The organism is Tannerella serpentiformis (genome assembly GCF_003033925.1).
In the GTDB taxonomy this organism is placed as follows: Bacteria; Bacteroidota; Bacteroidia; order Bacteroidales; family Tannerellaceae; genus Tannerella; species Tannerella serpentiformis.
In genome coordinates, this window is the sequence record NZ_CP028365.1 from 1,290,663 (window position 1) to 1,307,080 (window position 16,418).

A 16,418-nucleotide genomic window follows, 5' to 3' on the forward strand; every position below is an offset into this window, starting at 1 on the left:
ACAAGGATCCTTTCGGAGCCTTTGCCATTGACAGATCTTTGTACTTTTGTTGCGAAGGAAACAGCATCACGTGGCAAGATTCCAGATATATCCACATATTCATCATTCATATAATTCACGGAACCATGAATTTGATTCAAAGTATCGTAGATCGCGCAAAAGCGAACAAGCAGCGCATCGTCCTGCCCGAAGGCACGGAAGAGCGCACATTGGTGGCCGCCGATAGGCTCGTAGCCGACGGAGTGGCCGACATTATCCTGATCGGTGAGCCTAACGACATCCGTAAAGAGGCCGACCGACTCGGACTGAAGCACATCAACGGGGCACGTCTGCTCGACCCCAAGAACCACGAGAAGAAGCAGGCCTACGCCGACCTGTTGCTCGACCTGCGTCGGGCCAAGGGCATGACCCCAGAGAAGGCCGCCGAACTGGTGGAGGATCCGCTCTACCTGGCCTGCCTGATGATCAAGGCGGGCGATGCCGACGGTGAGATCGCTGGGGCACGCAACACGACGGGCAATGTGCTCCGTCCGGCGTTGCAGATTATCAAGACGACGAAGGGCATCTCGTGCGTATCGGGCGCCTTCCTGATGTTCGTCAAGGATCCATCGTACGGCCGCGAGGGCATACTGATCTTCGCCGACTGTGCCGTATTGCCCGACCCGACCGCTGCGGAGCTGGCACAGATCGCCGTCTCGTCGGCCGCTACAGCGCGTGCCATGTTAGGCACCGAGCCGCGCGTGGCTATGCTGAGCTTCTCGACCAAGGGAAGCGCCTCACACGAGCGCGTGGACAAGGTGGCCGAGGCTACACGCCTGGCACGTGAGCTGGATCCGACGCTGCAAGTGGACGGAGAAATGCAGCTCGACGCCGCGCTCGTGGAGCGTGTGGCGGCGCTCAAGGCGCCGGGCAGCACGGTGGCCGGACATGCTGACGTGCTCGTCTTCCCGTCGCTCGAGGCTGGCAACATCGGCTATAAGCTCGTGCAGCGTCTGGGTGGCGCCGAGGCCGTCGGCCCGATCTTGCAGGGCATGGCAGCGCCGGTCAACGACCTCTCGCGCGGCTGCTCCGTGGACGACATCTATCGCATGGTGGCCATCGCCTGCAACCAAGCCATCGCATTAAAGAACCAGAAATAGACAAGGAGACCTCAGGATTATGAAAACATTGGTATTGAACTGCGGCAGCAGCTCCATCAAGTACAAACTCTTCGACATGACCTCGGGCGAGGTGATGGCACAGGGCGGCATCGAGAAAGTAGGCCTCCCGGATTCGTTCCTCAAGTTTACCGACAAGAACGGCGAGAAGGTGATCCTCGAAAAGGCCATCCCCGACCATACGGTGGGCATCGCCTTCATCCTCGACACCCTGACCGACGCCAAGTATGGCTGCCTGAAGAACTTCAAGGACATCGACGCCGTCGGCCATCGCGTAGTGCACGGTGCGGAGAAATTCGCCTCCAGCGTGCTCATCACCAAAGAGCTGTTGGAGAAGGTCAAGGAGTGCACCCCGTTGGCACCGCTCCATAACCCAGCCAACCTGAAGGGTATCGAGGCGATCGAGAAGATCATGCCGGGCACACCCCAGGTGGCCGTCTTCGACACGGCGTTCCACCAGACCATGCCCGACTACGCCTACCTCTACGCCCTGCCCTACCGCATATATAAGGACTACGGTGTGCGCCGCTACGGCTTCCACGGCACAAGCCATCGCTACGTGTCGCGCCGCGCATGCGAGATCCTCGGCGTGCCTTACGAATCGCAGCGCATCATCACCGCACACATCGGTAACGGCGCCTCCATCACGGCCATCAAGGGCGGCAAGTCGATCGACACCTCGATGGGTATGACCCCGACCGAGGGACTGATGATGGGCACCCGCAGCGGTGACGTCGATCCGGGTGCACTGCCTTTCATCATGCACAAGGAGAACCTCGACGCCGACGGACTGGCCGAGCTGCTGAACAAAAAAAGCGGCATGGCGGGCTTCTCGGAAATCTCGTCAGACATGCGTGACATCGAAGGCGCCATCGAATCCGGTAACAAGCGCGCAGCGCTGGCTCTGGCCATCTACGACTACCGGATCAAGAAGTACATCGGCGCTTACGCTGCGGCCTTGGGCGGGCTCGACATTCTGGTCTTCACCGGTGGCGTGGGCGAGAATCAAGACTCGACGCGCGAGGTGGTCTGCCGCGACATGGAGTTCCTCGGCCTCGAGTTTGACGCAGAGAAGAACCGTGGCGTACGCGGTCGTGAGATGGTGCTCAGCAAACCCAGCAGCCGCGTGAAGGTGCTCGTCGTGCCTACGGACGAGGAGTATATGATCGCCTCGGATACGTGTGAAATCTTGAAGGGGAAGTAGCCTCTGAGGGGTGACATTCGATTGATTTATTCGTGCTGCCGACGGGAGTGAGGATCCCCCAAAACTCACCTTCCGTCGGCAGCCTCGTTTCTATACAGTCGTTTCTGGTGACCCGAAATGGCCGAAAACCTCTTTGGGGTCGTTTCCGGTGACCCGAAATGGTCGAAAACTACTTTTTGGTCATTTCTGGTGACCCGAAATGGCCGAAAACCTCTTTTCAGCCGTTTCGGGCGAAAAGATGCGCTGGAAAAGGTTCCGCTTCTCATAACAATTAGTCATTAACAACGAATCATAGCCTTCATGCGAATAGACATTCTCACTGTGCTGCCGGAGATGATCGATGGCTGCCTGAACTGCTCCATCCTCCGCCGAGCGCAAGACCGCGGACTGGCCGAGATCTACCTCCACAACCTGCGCGACTACACGACGAACAAGTGGCGACGCACGGACGATTATCCCTTCGGCGGCGAGGCTGGCATGGTGATGCAGATCGAGCCGGTCGACCGTGCCATCTCGGCCCTGCAAGCCGAGCGCACATACGACGAGGTGATCTACACCTCGCCCGACGGCCAGCGCTTCGACCAGCCAATGGCTAACCGCCTCTCGCTGCTCCAGAACCTCATCATCCTCTGCGGACACTACAAGGGCGTCGATTACCGCATCCGCGAACACCTCATCACGCTCGAGATCTCCGTCGGCGACTATGTGCTGACGGGCGGCGAGCTGGCCGCAGCCATCATCGCCGACGCCACCGTGCGCCTCATCCCGGGCGTGATCGGCGACGAGCAGAGCGCCCTCTCCGACTCGTTTCAGGACGGCCTCTTGGCCCCGCCCGTCTACACCCGACCGGCCGAATACAAGGGTTGGCGAGTGCCGGACGTCCTCCTCTCGGGTCACGAGCGACGCATCGCCGAGTGGCGCCTCCAGCAGGCCCAGGAACGCACCGAGCGACTGCGGCCAGACTTGCTCAGAGAGGAGTAAGTCGATAGCCCCCCCAATACAATAGTTGTCGCGGCACCTAAAAGCGCTTTTCAACCCCAATACAATAGTTGTCGAGGCACTTAAAAGCGCTTTTCAACCCCAATTCAATAGTTGTCGAGGCACTTAAAAGCACTTTTCAACCCCAATACAATAGTTGTCGAGGCACTTAAAAGCACTTTTCAACCCCGATACAATAGTTGAATCGGCCTTAAAAGCGCTTTTTGATAGGTATGCAGCAGCTGTATCGGCCCTGAAAACGCTTTTTGATAGGTATGCAGAAGCTGTATTGGCCTTGAAAACGCTTTTTGATAGGAAAACAACACCTGTTCTTGGATTTACAGACAAGCCACACCCTCTCGGCTGAATGTGTTTCGATAGATACCCCATAAAAAGGGCACCCCTGACAACGCATGTCGGAGGTGCCCTTTTCGTTTTTCGTTCCCCGCGATCACTCCGGCGGGAACTTACGCGTGGGCATGACGCCCGTCTCCTCCTCCAGTTCCTGTAGCTCGCTGGCCTTGCGGAGCAGGTCGGAGGCAAAGATGAAATCGTTCAGTGCCTTGTTGCCGGACGAGATCACTTGCTCCTTCGTGCCCTGCCACTCCTTCCGGCCCTCGCTGATGAAGATGATGTTTTCGCCGATGTTCATCACCGAATTCATGTCGTGCGTGTTGATGATCGTCGTCATGTTGTACTCCTGAGTGATGCTGTGGATGAGGCGATCGATCACGAGCGACGTCTTCGGGTCGAGGCCCGAGTTGGGCTCGTCGCAAAGCAGGTATTTCGGTTGCAAGGCGATGGCCCGCGCGATGGCGGCACGCTTCATCATACCGCCACTGATCTCCGAGGGGTAGAGGTCGCGGGCATGACTGATCTCCACACGCTCGAGGCAACTGAGGGCGCGGCGCTCACGCTCGCGAGCCGTCTCGCGCGAGAACATGTCGAGCGGGAAGAGCACATTCTCGAGCACCGTCATGCTGTCAAACAGCGCCGAGCCTTGAAACAGCACGCCCGTCTCGCGGCGCAGGTGCTTCAGCTCCGACTTGTTCATCGACAGCAGGTCGCGCCCGTCGTAGAGCACGCGCCCGCGTTCCGGCTTCACCAGCCCGATGATACTCTTCACCGTCACCGTCTTGCCCGAGCCGCTTCGGCCGATGATGAGGTTCGTCTTGCCCGTCTCGAAGACGGCGCTGATGTCGTTCAGGATCACGCGCCCGTCGAACGACTTGACCAGATGTTCTATTTCGATCATTTCGTAAGCATGATTTGAGTGAGGATCACGTCGGCCAACAGGATCATGACGCTGCTGATCACAATGGCGTTCGTACTGGCCTTACCCACCTCTAAAGAGCCGCCCTTGACGTTGTAGCCGAAGTAGGAGGAGATCGACGAGATGAGGAAGGCGTAGACGACGGACTTGATGACGGAGTACCAGATGTAGAACGGGTTGAAGTAGTACTGAAGCCCGAACTCGAACGACGCCGGCGTCATGCCCGAGACGACGTGGCTGGCGAAGACACCGCCCAGAATGCCCGTCGTCATGCTAAAGAAGACGAGCACGGGGATGAACAGCATCATGCCCGTGATCTTAGGCATGATCAGGAAGTTGGCCGAATTGACGCCCATGATCTCCATCGCGTCGATCTGCTCCGTGACGCGCATCGTGCCAATCTCGGACGTGATATTGCTGCCCACCTTACCGGCCAGAATAAGACACATGATGGACGAGGAGAACTCCAGCAGGATGATCTCGCGCGTGGTGTAGCCGATCGTAAATTTGGGGATGAGCGGTGAGCTGATGTTGAGCGAGATCTGTATCGCGATCACCGTGCCGATGAAGATCGAGATAATGACCACGATCCAAATCGAGTCGACGCCGAGCTTGTAGATCTCGCGCACAAGCTGCTTGAAGAACATGCTCCAACGCGTGGGCGGAGTGAGCGCTTTGCGCATCAGTAGGACGTATTCGCCTACCTGTTGTAATGCCTTGATCATATTTTGAGAGGGGAATGTTTGTAGGGGCACAAAAGCATACGCCCCGGATTGTGTAATGGTACGTGCAGGGGGCGTATGCAATACGCCCCTACAACTATTATATCCGATGATAAATCTCTTCCATTGGCACACGGAACCGTTCGCCCCAGACGCCACGCCCTTCGTCGCGGATGCCGCAGCTGATGATCATATTGACCTCAGCACGGCGTGGCAGGCGGAGGATGCGCTTCACCCGTAGGCTGTCGAAGCCCTCGAGCGGACACGTGTCATAGCCCGCGTCGGTCATGGCCAGCATGAACGTTTGCACGACCAGCGCACAACTCTTATGCACCACCACGCGCATATCGGCTTCCGAGACTTGCCGCGTGATCGGGCGGAAGAGGCCGACGGCCATGAGGATCGTCTTACGCAGCAGGCCGAGCAGCCCGAACGCGTTGCCGTAGAGGAAAGGCATCACGCGCTGGTAATACAACTCCCAACGCTTCGTGCGATGAGCCTGTCTGTCGGCAGGACTGTTACGCGCTACGTTGCCCCGTTCAAAGGCCAGTGCCGCGGCGGCACGGCGGCGGAACAAATCGCGTCGGGTGACGAAGACGACAAGCTGCTGCGCCGTCGACACGGCCGTCTGATCTAAACATGCGGGCACCAAACGGCGGATCGTGTCCGGGTCGGTGACGTGATAACACTCCCAGAGTTGCATGTTGGAGCTGGTGGGAGCCAGGCGTGCCAGGTCGATGCAGTGGCGCACCGTATCGGCATCGATCGCCTCGTCTGTGTAACGACGCACCGCTCGACGGGTGCGGAGGATTTCTTCTAATGTCATGGGGGAAATGGAAAAGCGAAAAACTAAAAGTGGTAGAGGATCAATTGCTTGGCACGTACCTGGCCGAGTTGGCCGGCGCCCCTTGGCGCCTTGACTTTCTTTTGCTTCTTTTCTTGTGTCAAGACAAGAAAAGAAGGAGTAAAGACAAGCGAAGAGCCCTTATTCGGCACTCTCGCTCATCACTGTCTTGGCTAAGTTGTAAAACGATTGAGGCACCTCTCGCTCACCGTTCGAAACGAAATCGTTGAAGCCCTCATCGTCGGTAAGATGGAACACACGACCGGTAGAGTCACATTCATAGACGTAGGTGTCTTCTCCGACCTTCACCGAGCCACTGAGTGCGTCGGGGATGGCGTAGTCCTTGACCTGCGAGGCCATGTAGAGGAGTCGGCTGCGCCACTTGACCGACGCCGCGCGCGTCTGCCCGCTCTCGATCAGGCGACGGATCTCCGTGAGGCTGCAATCGCTGCCGCTGCCCGAGAGGTCGCCTTTGCTAAAGTCCGGCAGGGCGTCCATCATCTCCACCAAGTGCTTTGACTTGCGCTTGCCGCCTTGAGTCATGGCCTCGACAAGCTCCCAAGCGTCACGGATGGACTGGATGGACAACACGGCGATGGTGATCTCTCGCCGCAGCTGCGTCTTGTCGAACTCCATGACGACAGGTCCGGGTTCGGGTTCGTTACTGGGAACCATCACGGGTTCGTTCGGCGTCGCGGCTGGAGCCTGCTCGGCTTTGCGTTCGCTGCACCCTGTCAGTAGGGCGAGCGCAGCCAGTGTAAGCAGTAAGAGCTTATTCATTGCTGATCGTTGTATGATTAGAGTTCGTCATAGGGGACCGAGAACGTGTCGCCGCCCCTGAGCTTGCCGGACTGGTAGCCGCGCTTGAGCCAACGCATGCGCTGCGCGGAGGTACCGTGCGTGAAGGCGTCGGGGACGACGGATCCTCCGGCCGCCTTTTGCAGTCGGTCGTCACCCACCTGCGAGGCAGCGTTGATGGCCTCCTCCAAGTCGCCGTCCTGGAGCGACTTCCAGCGTTCGTTCTCGTGATTGGCCCAGACGCCCGCCAAATAGTCGGCCTGAAGCTCTAACCGGACGCTGAGGCGGTTGCCCTCCTTCTTGCCGAGACGCGCCGTCTCGCGATTGACACGCTCAATGTTACCGAGGAGGTATTGGACGTGGTGGCCGACCTCGTGAGCGATGACGTAGGCATAGGCAAAGTCGCCGCCGGCGCCCAAGCTCCGCTCCATCTCGTCGAAGAACGAGAGATCGATATACACCGTCTGATCAGCGGGGCAGTAGAAGGGTCCCGTGGACGACGAGGCTTGTCCGCAGCCCGAGCGCGTAGAGTTGCGGTAGATCACCATCTTCGGCTGGGTATATTCCAAGCCTTCGGCCTTGAAAAGCTCCGTCCACACGTCCTCCGTGCTGGCGAAGACTTTCTTCGTAAAGCTGAAAAGTGCAGCCTCTTCTTCGCTCTGCACATATTCCTTCTGTGGCGACGCATCGTCGGCCTCACTGCCGCCGACACCGCCTTGCAACACCTCGAGCGGATTGCCGCCCATGACCCACGTCAGCAGCGCCACGATGATCATGCCGCCAATGCCGAGCGACGCCTTACCGCCGCCCGACATGCCGCCGCCACTGCGTCGGTCTTCCACATTCGTGCTTTCTCTTCTTCCGTCTAAACGCATAATTGGATAAGTAGTTAGGGGAGAGTTTGAAGTAGTAGTGGGTAGTTAGAGGTAGTAGGGTATGCCTTTTACTACCTGTGGGACGAAAGCCCCGATGACTACCAGACGCACAGCGCCTATAACCTACCCGAAGCGAACGCTCCGAAACGACCCCGAGGCCCACGGCCTTGATTACACATTGAATCGATAATGCATGATGTCTCCGTCTTGCACGACATACTCTTTGCCCTCGACGTGCATACGGCCGGCCTCCTTGACGGCCGACTCAGAGCCGTACTGAATAAAGTCGTCGTACTTGATCACCTCCGCACGGATGAATCCCTTCTCAAAGTCAGTATGGATCACGCCCGCGCATTGGGGTGCCTTGCTGCCACGGCGATAGGTCCAAGCGCGCACCTCGTCCGGCCCGGCGGTGAGGAAGGTCTCGAGGTCCAGCAGGCGATAAGCGGTCTTGATCAGCCGGTTCACACCCGACTCCTCGAGGCCGGCCTCGGCGAGGAACATCTGCCGCTCCTCGTAGGTGTCCAGCTCCGCGATCTCACTCTCGATCTTAGCCGCCACGACGAGCAGCTCCGCGCCTTCGTCCTTGATGGCCTCGCGCACCTGCTCCACATAGGCGTTACCCGATGCGGCGCTGGCCTCATCCACATTGCAGACGTAGAGCACGGGTTTGTTGGTCAGCAGGAAGAGATCGCGAGCCACGCGTTGCTCGTCCTTCGTATCGAACGTCACCGAGCGGGCGTTCCGACCCTGTTCGAGCGCCTCCTTGTAGCGTGCCAGCACGCCGTAGGCCAACGCTGCCTGCTTGTCGCCACCCGTCTGTGCCTGCTTCTGCACCTTGGCGATACGGCTCTCGATCGTCTCCAGGTCACGGATCTGCAGCTCGGCGTCGATGATCTCCTTGTCGCGCACGGGGTCAACACTGCCGTCCACGTGCACCACGTTCGCGTCGTCGAAACAGCGCAACACGTGCAGGATGGCGTCCGTCTCGCGGATATTGGCCAGGAACTTATTCCCCAAGCCTTCGCCCCGGCTGGCGCCCTTCACGAGGCCCGCGATGTCGACAATCTCGACCGTCGTGGGCACGATGCGCGCGGGGTAGACCAGCTCGGCCAGCCGTGTGAGCCGCTCGTCGGGCACGGTGATGACGCCCACGTTGGGTTCGATGGTACAAAAAGGAAAGTTCGCCGCCTGCGCCTTCGCGTTCGACAAGCAATTAAACAAGGTCGACTTCCCCACGTTGGGAAGCCCTACGATTCCACACTGTAATGCCATTATAAGTAGTAGTTAGAGTAATCTCGGAGTAGTAAGTAGTAGTCAGACATGGTATCGGATCGCTCTCAACGCATCCATATACCAGATAACCGGCGGCAAAGATAGGCGGGATGGGCGGGGAACACCTTGTCGTGAATGTTTGTCCCTCCTTCCGAGGGGTCGGAAAACGTCAAAACGCGCCGCTGAACGTTTCCGACGCGTCGGAAAGCATCAAAACACGCCGCTGAACGTTTCCGAGGCCTCGGAAAGCTCCAAAACACGCCGCTGAACGTTTCCGACGCGTCGGAAAGCTCCAAAACACGCCGCTGAACATTTCCGAGGCCTCGGAAGGCTCAAAACACGTCGCTGAACGTTTCCGAGGCCTCGGGGCGGCTGCGGCCGCCGGCGAAGTCTGGCCGGGTACCAGAAAAATTTCCTTGCCTCGATAGAGGCCATCAGGGACGCCAGCCAAGTCTGGCCGGGTACCAAGAAAACTTCGCAGGCGGCCGCAGCCGCCCCGCAGATTGGCCCCTCGGTTTACTTTTGCCGCCACCATTTACGAACCCATCAATGAAAGTATCTGTCATCCTTTTGAATTGGAACGGGCGAAAGTTGCTCGAGAAGTTTCTGCCGTCGGTCGTGGCGCATACGCCGCCAGACGTGGCCGAGGTGGTCGTAGCCGACAACGGTTCGACGGACGACTCTGTGGCCATGCTCCGCGAGCGCTTCCCCAGTGTCCGCCTCATCCTGCTCGACCGCAACTATGGCTTTGCCGAGGGTTACAACCGGGCCATCGAGCAGACCACGGCGGAGTACACGGTGCTGCTCAACACCGATGTGGAGGTGACGCCTGGCTGGCTCACGGCACCGCTCGAGGAGCTGGACGCCGACGCCTCGGTAGCGGCCGTGCAACCCAAGCTACTCTCCCGCCGCGACCGCTCGTTCTTCGAGTATGCCGGGGCGGCCGGTGGGTGGATCGATCGCTACGGATATCCCTTCTGTCGTGGGCGTGTGCTCAGCGTCGTGGAGGAGGATCGCGGGCAGTACGACACGCCGGCCGACATCCTTTGGGCCTCGGGCGCCTGCCTCTTCATCCGCACCGACCTCTACCGCCGTGTGGGCGGGCTAGACGCGCGCTTCTTCGCTCACCAAGAGGAGATCGACCTCTGTTGGCGACTCCGCTCGCGGGGCTATCGGCTGCGCTGCACGCCCCAGTCGGTCGTCTTCCACGTCGGCGGCGGCACACTCCACACGGAGAGCCCCTACAAGACGTTCCTCAACTTCCGCAACAACCTGCTGATGATCTACAAGAACCTGCCCGACCGTGAGCTGCCCCGCGTGATGCGTCTGCGGCGCGTGCTGGACTATTTCGCGGCGCTTCACTTCCTCCTGACGGGTCACGCGAAGAACGCCCTGGCCGTCGTCCGTGCCCGCCGCGAGTTCCGCCGCCTGCGCCCGGCGTACACCCCCGTCCGCATCGAGAACCTCCGCCTCTCCACCCTCGATCCCATCCCGGAACAGATGAATAGGTCGCTGCTTGCGGCGTTTTATTTCAAGGGACAAAAGCAGTTTGATCAATTGATGCCGGAAGCTCATGGATGATCAAGATTTTCACCCCAACGAGACCACGCTCGCGGCGATGAGAGAGGCTGAGAGTGGCGTGGAATTAGAAGAACTGGACCTCGACAACTTCGATGAATACGTCAAGTCGTTGTGACATCCCGCAGGGGGACGGAGGCGCGTAACGCGGTAGGGGCGTATTGCATACGCCCCACCAATGCCCCGACAGGGGCAGACACCGTTTCATTACCATTCAATCGTCATTCAAATCCGCCCCCTTCGGGGCCGTCTGTGGGGCGTATGCAATACGCCCCTACCCACAGGCACAATCATTCTATGATTGCACCTACATTCAAATACAAAGGGCACCCCCGACGCGTCGGAGGTGCCCTTTTCATGATGGATCACTAATCATCGATCGATCACTTGTTCCATACCCGCGGCGCAGGCGTCTTGGGGAGCGGCTTGCGGTCCTTGAGCTGGTTCATCACCTCCTCAATGGCGCGGTTCAGCTGTTCGTCTTCGCCGTTCCACTCCTTGATCGGGTCGTTGTCTACACGGATATCCGGGTCTACGCCGTGGTTCTCGATGATCCAATTACCCTGCATATCGTAGCTCGTAAAGAAGGGCACACGCAGGTCTTGTCCGTCGATGAATGGCAACGAGCTGCTGATGCCGACAATGCCACCCCACGAGCGTGTACCGATCAGCTTGCCCAGCTTCAGGGCGCGGAAGCCCCACGGGAAGAGGTCGCCATCGGAAGCCGAATACTTATTGATGAGGCACACCTTCGGGCCCACCTGCACGGCGTCGGGCACGGTGCCGTTGTGGATAGATCCGCGGCGCATCGTCATCCGATACGGTTCGCGGGAGAGGCGCTCGAGGATCATCGGCGAGACGTTGCCGCCACCGTTGGCACGGTCGTCGATGATGAGCCCCTCTTTGTCGAGCTGCGGATAGAAGTAGCGCGTGAACTCGTTCAGCCCCTCCGGACCCATGTCGGGGATATAGATGTAGCCGATCTTACCGCCCGAAGCCTTGTCCACCTTGGCGATATTGTTCTGCACCCATTGATAATGGTAGAGCGGATACTCGTTCTCTAACGGACGGATCACCACGCGGCGTGCACCGGCCATCTGCGGGCGATCGTTGAGCGAAAGCTCCGTCGGCACATTGGCCTTACCCACGAGCAACGCATAAAGGTCGCCGACTGTGTTGGCCGCGACACCGTCGACGGCTACGATATACTGGCCCACTTTGGCGATGATACCCGGATCAGCAAGCGGCGAGCGGAGCGTCGGATCCCACGTCTCGCCCGGCAGGATCTCCTCGATACGGAAGAAGCCACTCTTGTCGCGCGAGATCTTGGCGCCGAGCAGTCCCATCTTCACGCGCTTCGGGGCGTCAATCTCGCCCGTCGTCACGTAGGCATGACCGCAACCCAGCTCGCCGATCATCTCACCGATGATATACGTCAAGTCCTGACGGTTCTTCACGTAGGGCAGCAGGGCGGCATACTTAGCCTTGATCGCCTTCCAGTCCACGCCGTGCATGTTCTCGAGATAGAAGCCGTCGCGGAAGGCACGCCACGACTCATCGAAGATCTGCGCCCATTCCTTCGGATAGTCCGTCGTGATCTTCATGTCCGCCGTGTTGACGGCGTCCTTCAGGTCGGCCTTGCCCGTGGGGATGTCCGTGACGTACACCTGACGCCCCTTGAAGAAGCCGGCCTTCTTGCCGCCTGGCTCCACCCACATCTGGGCGCCCTCGGCCACGGTCTCCTCCTTCTGTTTCTCTAGGTCGAAGACGTACGTATTGCCTTTGCGAGCGTAGTAGACCCTCTTGCCGTCGGAGTAGAAGTTGCCGTAGTAGCCATCAGCGGTGAGCGGTAGTTTCACGATGCGTCGCGTCAGTCCGTCGCCGTCCACCTTTACGGTCACGGCATCCGACTTCTTTTCGGCGGCTGCATCTTTCTTCTTGCCGCCCTCTTCCACCTTGATCTCTACCTTACGATCAGCCTTTGCGCCGTCATCCTTTTGCAGGAAAGGCGAGGGCGTGTCCTTCGACAGGAGCGCCAGATAGACACCATTTGTGTAGCCGTAGACGTGGTTCCACTCCTTCGATCCATAGATCGGCTGGAAATCGCGCGTGGAGCTGAAGATGAGGTAGCGGCCGTCGGAGCTAAAGACCGGTTCGCCCGAGTCGTACCAGCGATCGGTGACGGCGTACTCCTGTTTGTCGGCAATGCGATAGACGTAGATGATGTCGTACTGGTTGTCAGCCATGCGGGTGTAGGCCAGCCAACGGCTGTCGGGCGAGAAGGAGACGTCGGACGGCTCCTTGCGCGGATCTTGCATCACCTCGGTCACGGCCTTCGTGGCCACGTCGACGAGGCGGATGCGGTTCTTGCGGTCGGTGTAGACGATCCAACGGCTGTCAGGACTCCAAGAGAAGTTGCGGATATACGTGTCGTTGTTTTTCGTCAGCTGAATCGGGTCGCCACCCTCGGCGGGCTGCATCCACAGCTCCGTCTCGCCCGTGGCGTCGGAGATGTAAGCGATGTATTTGCCGTCGGGCGACCAGGCGCCGCTGCGGTCGTGTGCGCCGGGCGAACGGGTGAGGTTTTTCGTCACGCCCTTCTCTACGGGCAGGTTGAAGATTTCGCCGCGGGCCGTGGCCACGATCCGTTTGCCGTCCGGCGAGAGTCCGGCACCGCGCAGGTATTGGCCGCCGTCCTTGATGGCGCTGCGGGCGTATACATTGTCCGACGCCAGCGTGATCTGCACCTTCTCAGCCCGCTTCGTGGCCGGGTCGAGGCGGTAGATGTAGCCGCCATTCTCGAAGACGATCAGCCGTCCGTTGGTGGAGGGGAACTTGACGTCGTAGTCCTTGAAGTCGGTCACCTTCTTCGTCTCCTTCGTCGTCGTGTTGTAGACGAAGATGTTCATCGTGCGGTCGCGGTCGGAGAGGAAATAGATCTCGTCGCCGACCCACATGGGGAAGATGTCTTGGGCGTCGTTGTGGGTCACGTTCTCCACGGTTTTCTTGTCCGGATCATAGATCCAGACGTCGTCTGCCATGCCGCCTTTGTAATACTTCCACGTGCGGAACTCACGCATCACGCGGTTGTAAGCCAAGCGTCGGCCGTCGGGTGCGTAGCTGCAAAAGCCGCCCTCGGGCAGGGGGATCGCCTCGGAGAGTCCGCCGTCACGACTGACGGTAAGGAGTCGGCCGCTGAAGCCGTCGCTGATGCGGTTGCGATAGACGATGCGCGCGCCGTCCGTGGTCCAGGCCATGACGATGTTGTTCGGCCCCATGCGGTCGCCGAGGTTGTCGCGGGCGTTAGTCGAGGTGTAGGTCAGGCGCACCGGCTCGCCGCCGTCGGCGGGGATGGTGTAGACCTCCGTGTTGCCGTCATACTGGCCGGTGAAGGCGATCGTGCGGCCGTCGGGCGAAAAGCGCGGAAACATCTCATAGCCCGGGTGCGCCGTCAGGCGTCGGGCCTCGCCGCCCGTAGCGGGCACTTTGTATAAATCACCGGCATACGAGAAGACGATCTCATTGCCATTCGTGGTCGGGAAGCGCAAGAGGCGCGCCTCGTCGGCCTTTCCATGCGCAGCCGCCACGAGCGCCGCGCAAATCACAGTACATAGGTGTCTCTTTTTCATTTTGAGTGTTTGATATTTGATTGCGGACAAAGATAGACGAGGTAGTTGGAGGGTAGTCTAAGGGTAGTTAGAGGGTAGTCTAAGGGTAGTTAGAGGGTAGTTAGAGGGAGTCAGGGGGGAGTTCGAAGTAGTTAGGGGGTTCGGACACGCATCTTTTCACCCGAAACGACCAAAAAGAGGTTTGCGGCTATTTCGGGCCACCCGAAACGACTAAAAAGAGGTTTGCAGCCGTTTCGGGTCACCAGAAATGACCAAAAAGAGGTTTGCAGCCATTTCGGGCCACCCGAAACGACCAAAAAGTAGTTTGCGGCCGTTTCTGGCGAAAAGATAGCCCCGCCGAGGCCTTTACCGCCGGAGATATGTGGCGAAAGTGAGCGCGTAGGGGTTACGCTCGTCGGGGGCGTGGTCGGTGCGCTCCGCCTCGCGCCAGACACTCCAATCGACGTCGGGGAAGAAGACGTCGGCCTCGGGGAAGACGTGATGCACGCGTGTGAGGCAGAGGCGATCGGCCACGGGGAGGAACTGGCGGTAGACCTTGCGGCCGCCGATGATGAAGGCCTCGTCCGCGGTGCGGCAAACCTCAAGCGCCTCGTCCATGCTGTGCACCATGAGGCAGCCGGGGCATCGAAGGTCGGGCTGAGCGGTGAGGACAACGTTGCGGCGGTCGGGCAGGGCACCCTTGGGCAGGGAGTCGAACGTGCGACGGCCCATGAGGACGGTATGGCCCACGGTGAGGCTTCGGAAATGCTTCATATCGGCCGGCAAATGCCACGGCAGGGTGTTGCCCAGTCCGATGGCGTTGTGCTCGTCAAGAGCGGCAATGAGAGTGATCATTTTTGAGATGTAGTTTGAAGTAGTGGGCAAGTAGGAATAAGTAGTAGGACGTAGGGGGAGAAGTCGGAGCGCTCAGACGGAGACACTTCCGGCGATATGGGGATGGGGATCGTAGCCCACGAGGCGAAAATCGTCGTAACGAAAGTCGAAGAGGCTGCTGCGCGCGGGGTTCAGCTCCATGCGGGGCAGAGGGCGCGGCGTGCGGGAGAGTTGCAGGCGCACCTGGTCGAGGTGGTTGCGATAGATGTGGGCGTCGCCGAGGGTGAGGATGAAGTCGCCCGGACGGAGGCCGGTAACCTGCGCCGTCATCTGTAGCAGCAGGGCGTAAGAGGCGATGTTGAACGGCACACCGAGAAAGAGGTCGGCGCTGCGCTGATAGAGCTGTAGGCTGAGGCGCCCGTCAGCGACGTAGAACTGGAAGAGTAGGTGGCAGGGCGGCAGGTTCATGCGCGGCAGGTCGGCCACGTTCCAAGCACTGACGATGAGCCGGCGTGAGTCGGGCGTGCGGCGGATATCGTCCACGATGGTTGCGATCTGATCGATCGACCCGCCGTCGTAGTCGGGCCAGGAGCGCCACTGATAGCCGTAGACGTGGCCCAAGTCGCCGCTATCGTCGGCCCACTCGTTCCAGATACGCACGCCATGCTCCTGAAGGTAACGCACGTTCGTGTCGCCGCTGAGGAACCAGAGTAGTTCGTAGATGATGGATTTCAGATGCAGCTGCTTCGTGGTCAACAGCGGGAATCCCTGGTCGAGGTCGAACCGCAGCTGCCGGCCGAACACACTGAGGGTGCCCGTGCCCGTGCGGTCTTCCTTCGCCGTTCCTTCTCGGAGCACCTCGTCGAGTAGATCCAAATATTGCTTCATGTCGGAGTGTCTATTATAAATGATCGGAGGGCGCAAAGAAAGGGGAAGGCCGTGAGCCCAGATAGAAGGCGCTTGGGGAGACGCCTCTCGGCGGCATTCACTCCCGTCACAGCCACGTGCCAAAGTCGTTTGTCCAGCCTTCTATTCCTCTTTTTCTCAGCCGATCAAACCTTAAAAGACCCCAAAAACAGGCTCCCCTATGAACCTTCACCATTCGGGAGCGTTTTATGTTCGAAGGTCGGGCGGTTAACCCCCCGGCCGGTTATAGATAAATAGTTGTTTGTTTTAGTTGATTTGAAGAAAGGTCAGACTGTGAAGCCCGACCTTTTTTTATGTCCATACCCCTGCGACTTTCTACATCTAACGCGGATTTTACCTTTGCCC

14 protein-coding genes are annotated in these 16,418 nt (G+C 59.2%); 5 read left to right on the forward strand and 9 right to left on the reverse strand.

From position 1 onward, the window contains the following. Positions 1-125 precede the first annotated feature (125 nt). From pta to trmD, 3 genes are all read left to right on the forward strand, one after another. Positions 126-1,139 carry a phosphate acetyltransferase gene (gene pta / locus C7123_RS05210; protein WP_069176021.1) on the forward strand — a complete coding sequence of 338 codons (1,014 nt, stop codon included), beginning with the start codon at positions 126-128 and terminating at the stop codon, positions 1,137-1,139. Between the two features lie 19 nt (positions 1,140-1,158). Next, complete coding sequence (locus tag C7123_RS05215; RefSeq protein WP_069176022.1) at positions 1,159-2,361, forward strand: acetate kinase; 1,203 nt, start codon at positions 1,159-1,161, stop codon at positions 2,359-2,361. Positions 2,362-2,661: 300 nt separating this feature from the next. After that, positions 2,662-3,342, forward strand: coding sequence for a tRNA (guanosine(37)-N1)-methyltransferase TrmD (gene trmD / locus C7123_RS05220; RefSeq protein ID WP_037980973.1), 681 nt, complete (start codon positions 2,662-2,664; stop codon positions 3,340-3,342). 448 nt (positions 3,343-3,790) lie between these two features. Here trmD and C7123_RS05225 read toward each other — a convergent pair whose 3' ends face one another. The 6 genes from C7123_RS05225 to ychF form a co-directional block, all read right to left on the reverse strand. Then, positions 3,791-4,594 carry an ABC transporter ATP-binding protein gene (locus C7123_RS05225; protein ID WP_037997869.1) on the reverse strand — a complete coding sequence of 268 codons (804 nt, stop codon included), beginning with the start codon at positions 4,592-4,594 and terminating at the stop codon, positions 3,791-3,793. After that, the gene (locus tag C7123_RS05230; RefSeq protein ID WP_037997866.1) at positions 4,591-5,337 is read right to left on the reverse strand and encodes an MlaE family ABC transporter permease; all 747 of its coding nucleotides are present in this window, start codon (positions 5,335-5,337) and stop codon (positions 4,591-4,593) included. Before C7123_RS05230 ends, C7123_RS05225 begins: the two co-directional genes overlap by 4 nt. A gap of 97 nt (positions 5,338-5,434) precedes the next feature. Further along, a complete protein-coding gene (locus tag C7123_RS05235; protein ID WP_069176023.1) occupies positions 5,435-6,160 on the reverse strand; it encodes a nitroreductase family protein in 726 nt (241 codons plus the stop codon). Between the two features lie 159 nt (positions 6,161-6,319). Continuing rightward, a complete protein-coding gene (locus C7123_RS05240; RefSeq protein ID WP_069176024.1) occupies positions 6,320-6,958 on the reverse strand; it encodes a hypothetical protein in 639 nt (212 codons plus the stop codon). Positions 6,959-6,975: 17 nt separating this feature from the next. Then, positions 6,976-7,851: a KPN_02809 family neutral zinc metallopeptidase gene (gene ypfJ / locus C7123_RS05245; RefSeq protein WP_069176025.1), complete on the reverse strand. Its 876-nt coding sequence runs from the start codon at positions 7,849-7,851 to the stop codon at positions 6,976-6,978. Between the two features lie 171 nt (positions 7,852-8,022). After that, positions 8,023-9,126, reverse strand: a complete 1,104-nt coding sequence (ychF, locus tag C7123_RS05250; protein ID WP_069176026.1) for a redox-regulated ATPase YchF — start codon at positions 9,124-9,126, stop codon at positions 8,023-8,025. Positions 9,127-9,675: 549 nt separating this feature from the next. Between ychF and C7123_RS05255 the strand changes: the two genes are divergently transcribed. Together C7123_RS05255 and C7123_RS13460 are read left to right on the forward strand one after the other, a co-directional pair. Then, positions 9,676-10,707: a glycosyltransferase family 2 protein gene (locus C7123_RS05255; protein ID WP_069176027.1), complete on the forward strand. Its 1,032-nt coding sequence runs from the start codon at positions 9,676-9,678 to the stop codon at positions 10,705-10,707. Then, positions 10,700-10,822, forward strand: a complete 123-nt coding sequence (locus C7123_RS13460; protein WP_257791031.1) for a hypothetical protein — start codon at positions 10,700-10,702, stop codon at positions 10,820-10,822. Before C7123_RS05255 ends, C7123_RS13460 begins: the two co-directional genes overlap by 8 nt. 265 nt (positions 10,823-11,087) lie before the next feature. Here C7123_RS13460 and C7123_RS05260 read toward each other — a convergent pair whose 3' ends face one another. The 3 genes from C7123_RS05260 to C7123_RS05270 form a co-directional block, all read right to left on the reverse strand. Continuing rightward, positions 11,088-14,333 carry a S41 family peptidase gene (locus C7123_RS05260; protein ID WP_069176028.1) on the reverse strand — a complete coding sequence of 1,082 codons (3,246 nt, stop codon included), beginning with the start codon at positions 14,331-14,333 and terminating at the stop codon, positions 11,088-11,090. A 345-nt stretch (positions 14,334-14,678) separates the two neighbouring features. Continuing rightward, entirely contained in the window at positions 14,679-15,167 is a 489-nt protein-coding gene (locus tag C7123_RS05265; protein ID WP_069176029.1) for a dihydrofolate reductase, read from the reverse strand. Positions 15,168-15,239: 72 nt separating this feature from the next. After that, positions 15,240-16,034 carry a thymidylate synthase gene (locus C7123_RS05270; protein ID WP_069176030.1) on the reverse strand — a complete coding sequence of 265 codons (795 nt, stop codon included), beginning with the start codon at positions 16,032-16,034 and terminating at the stop codon, positions 15,240-15,242. Positions 16,035-16,418 lie beyond the last annotated feature (384 nt).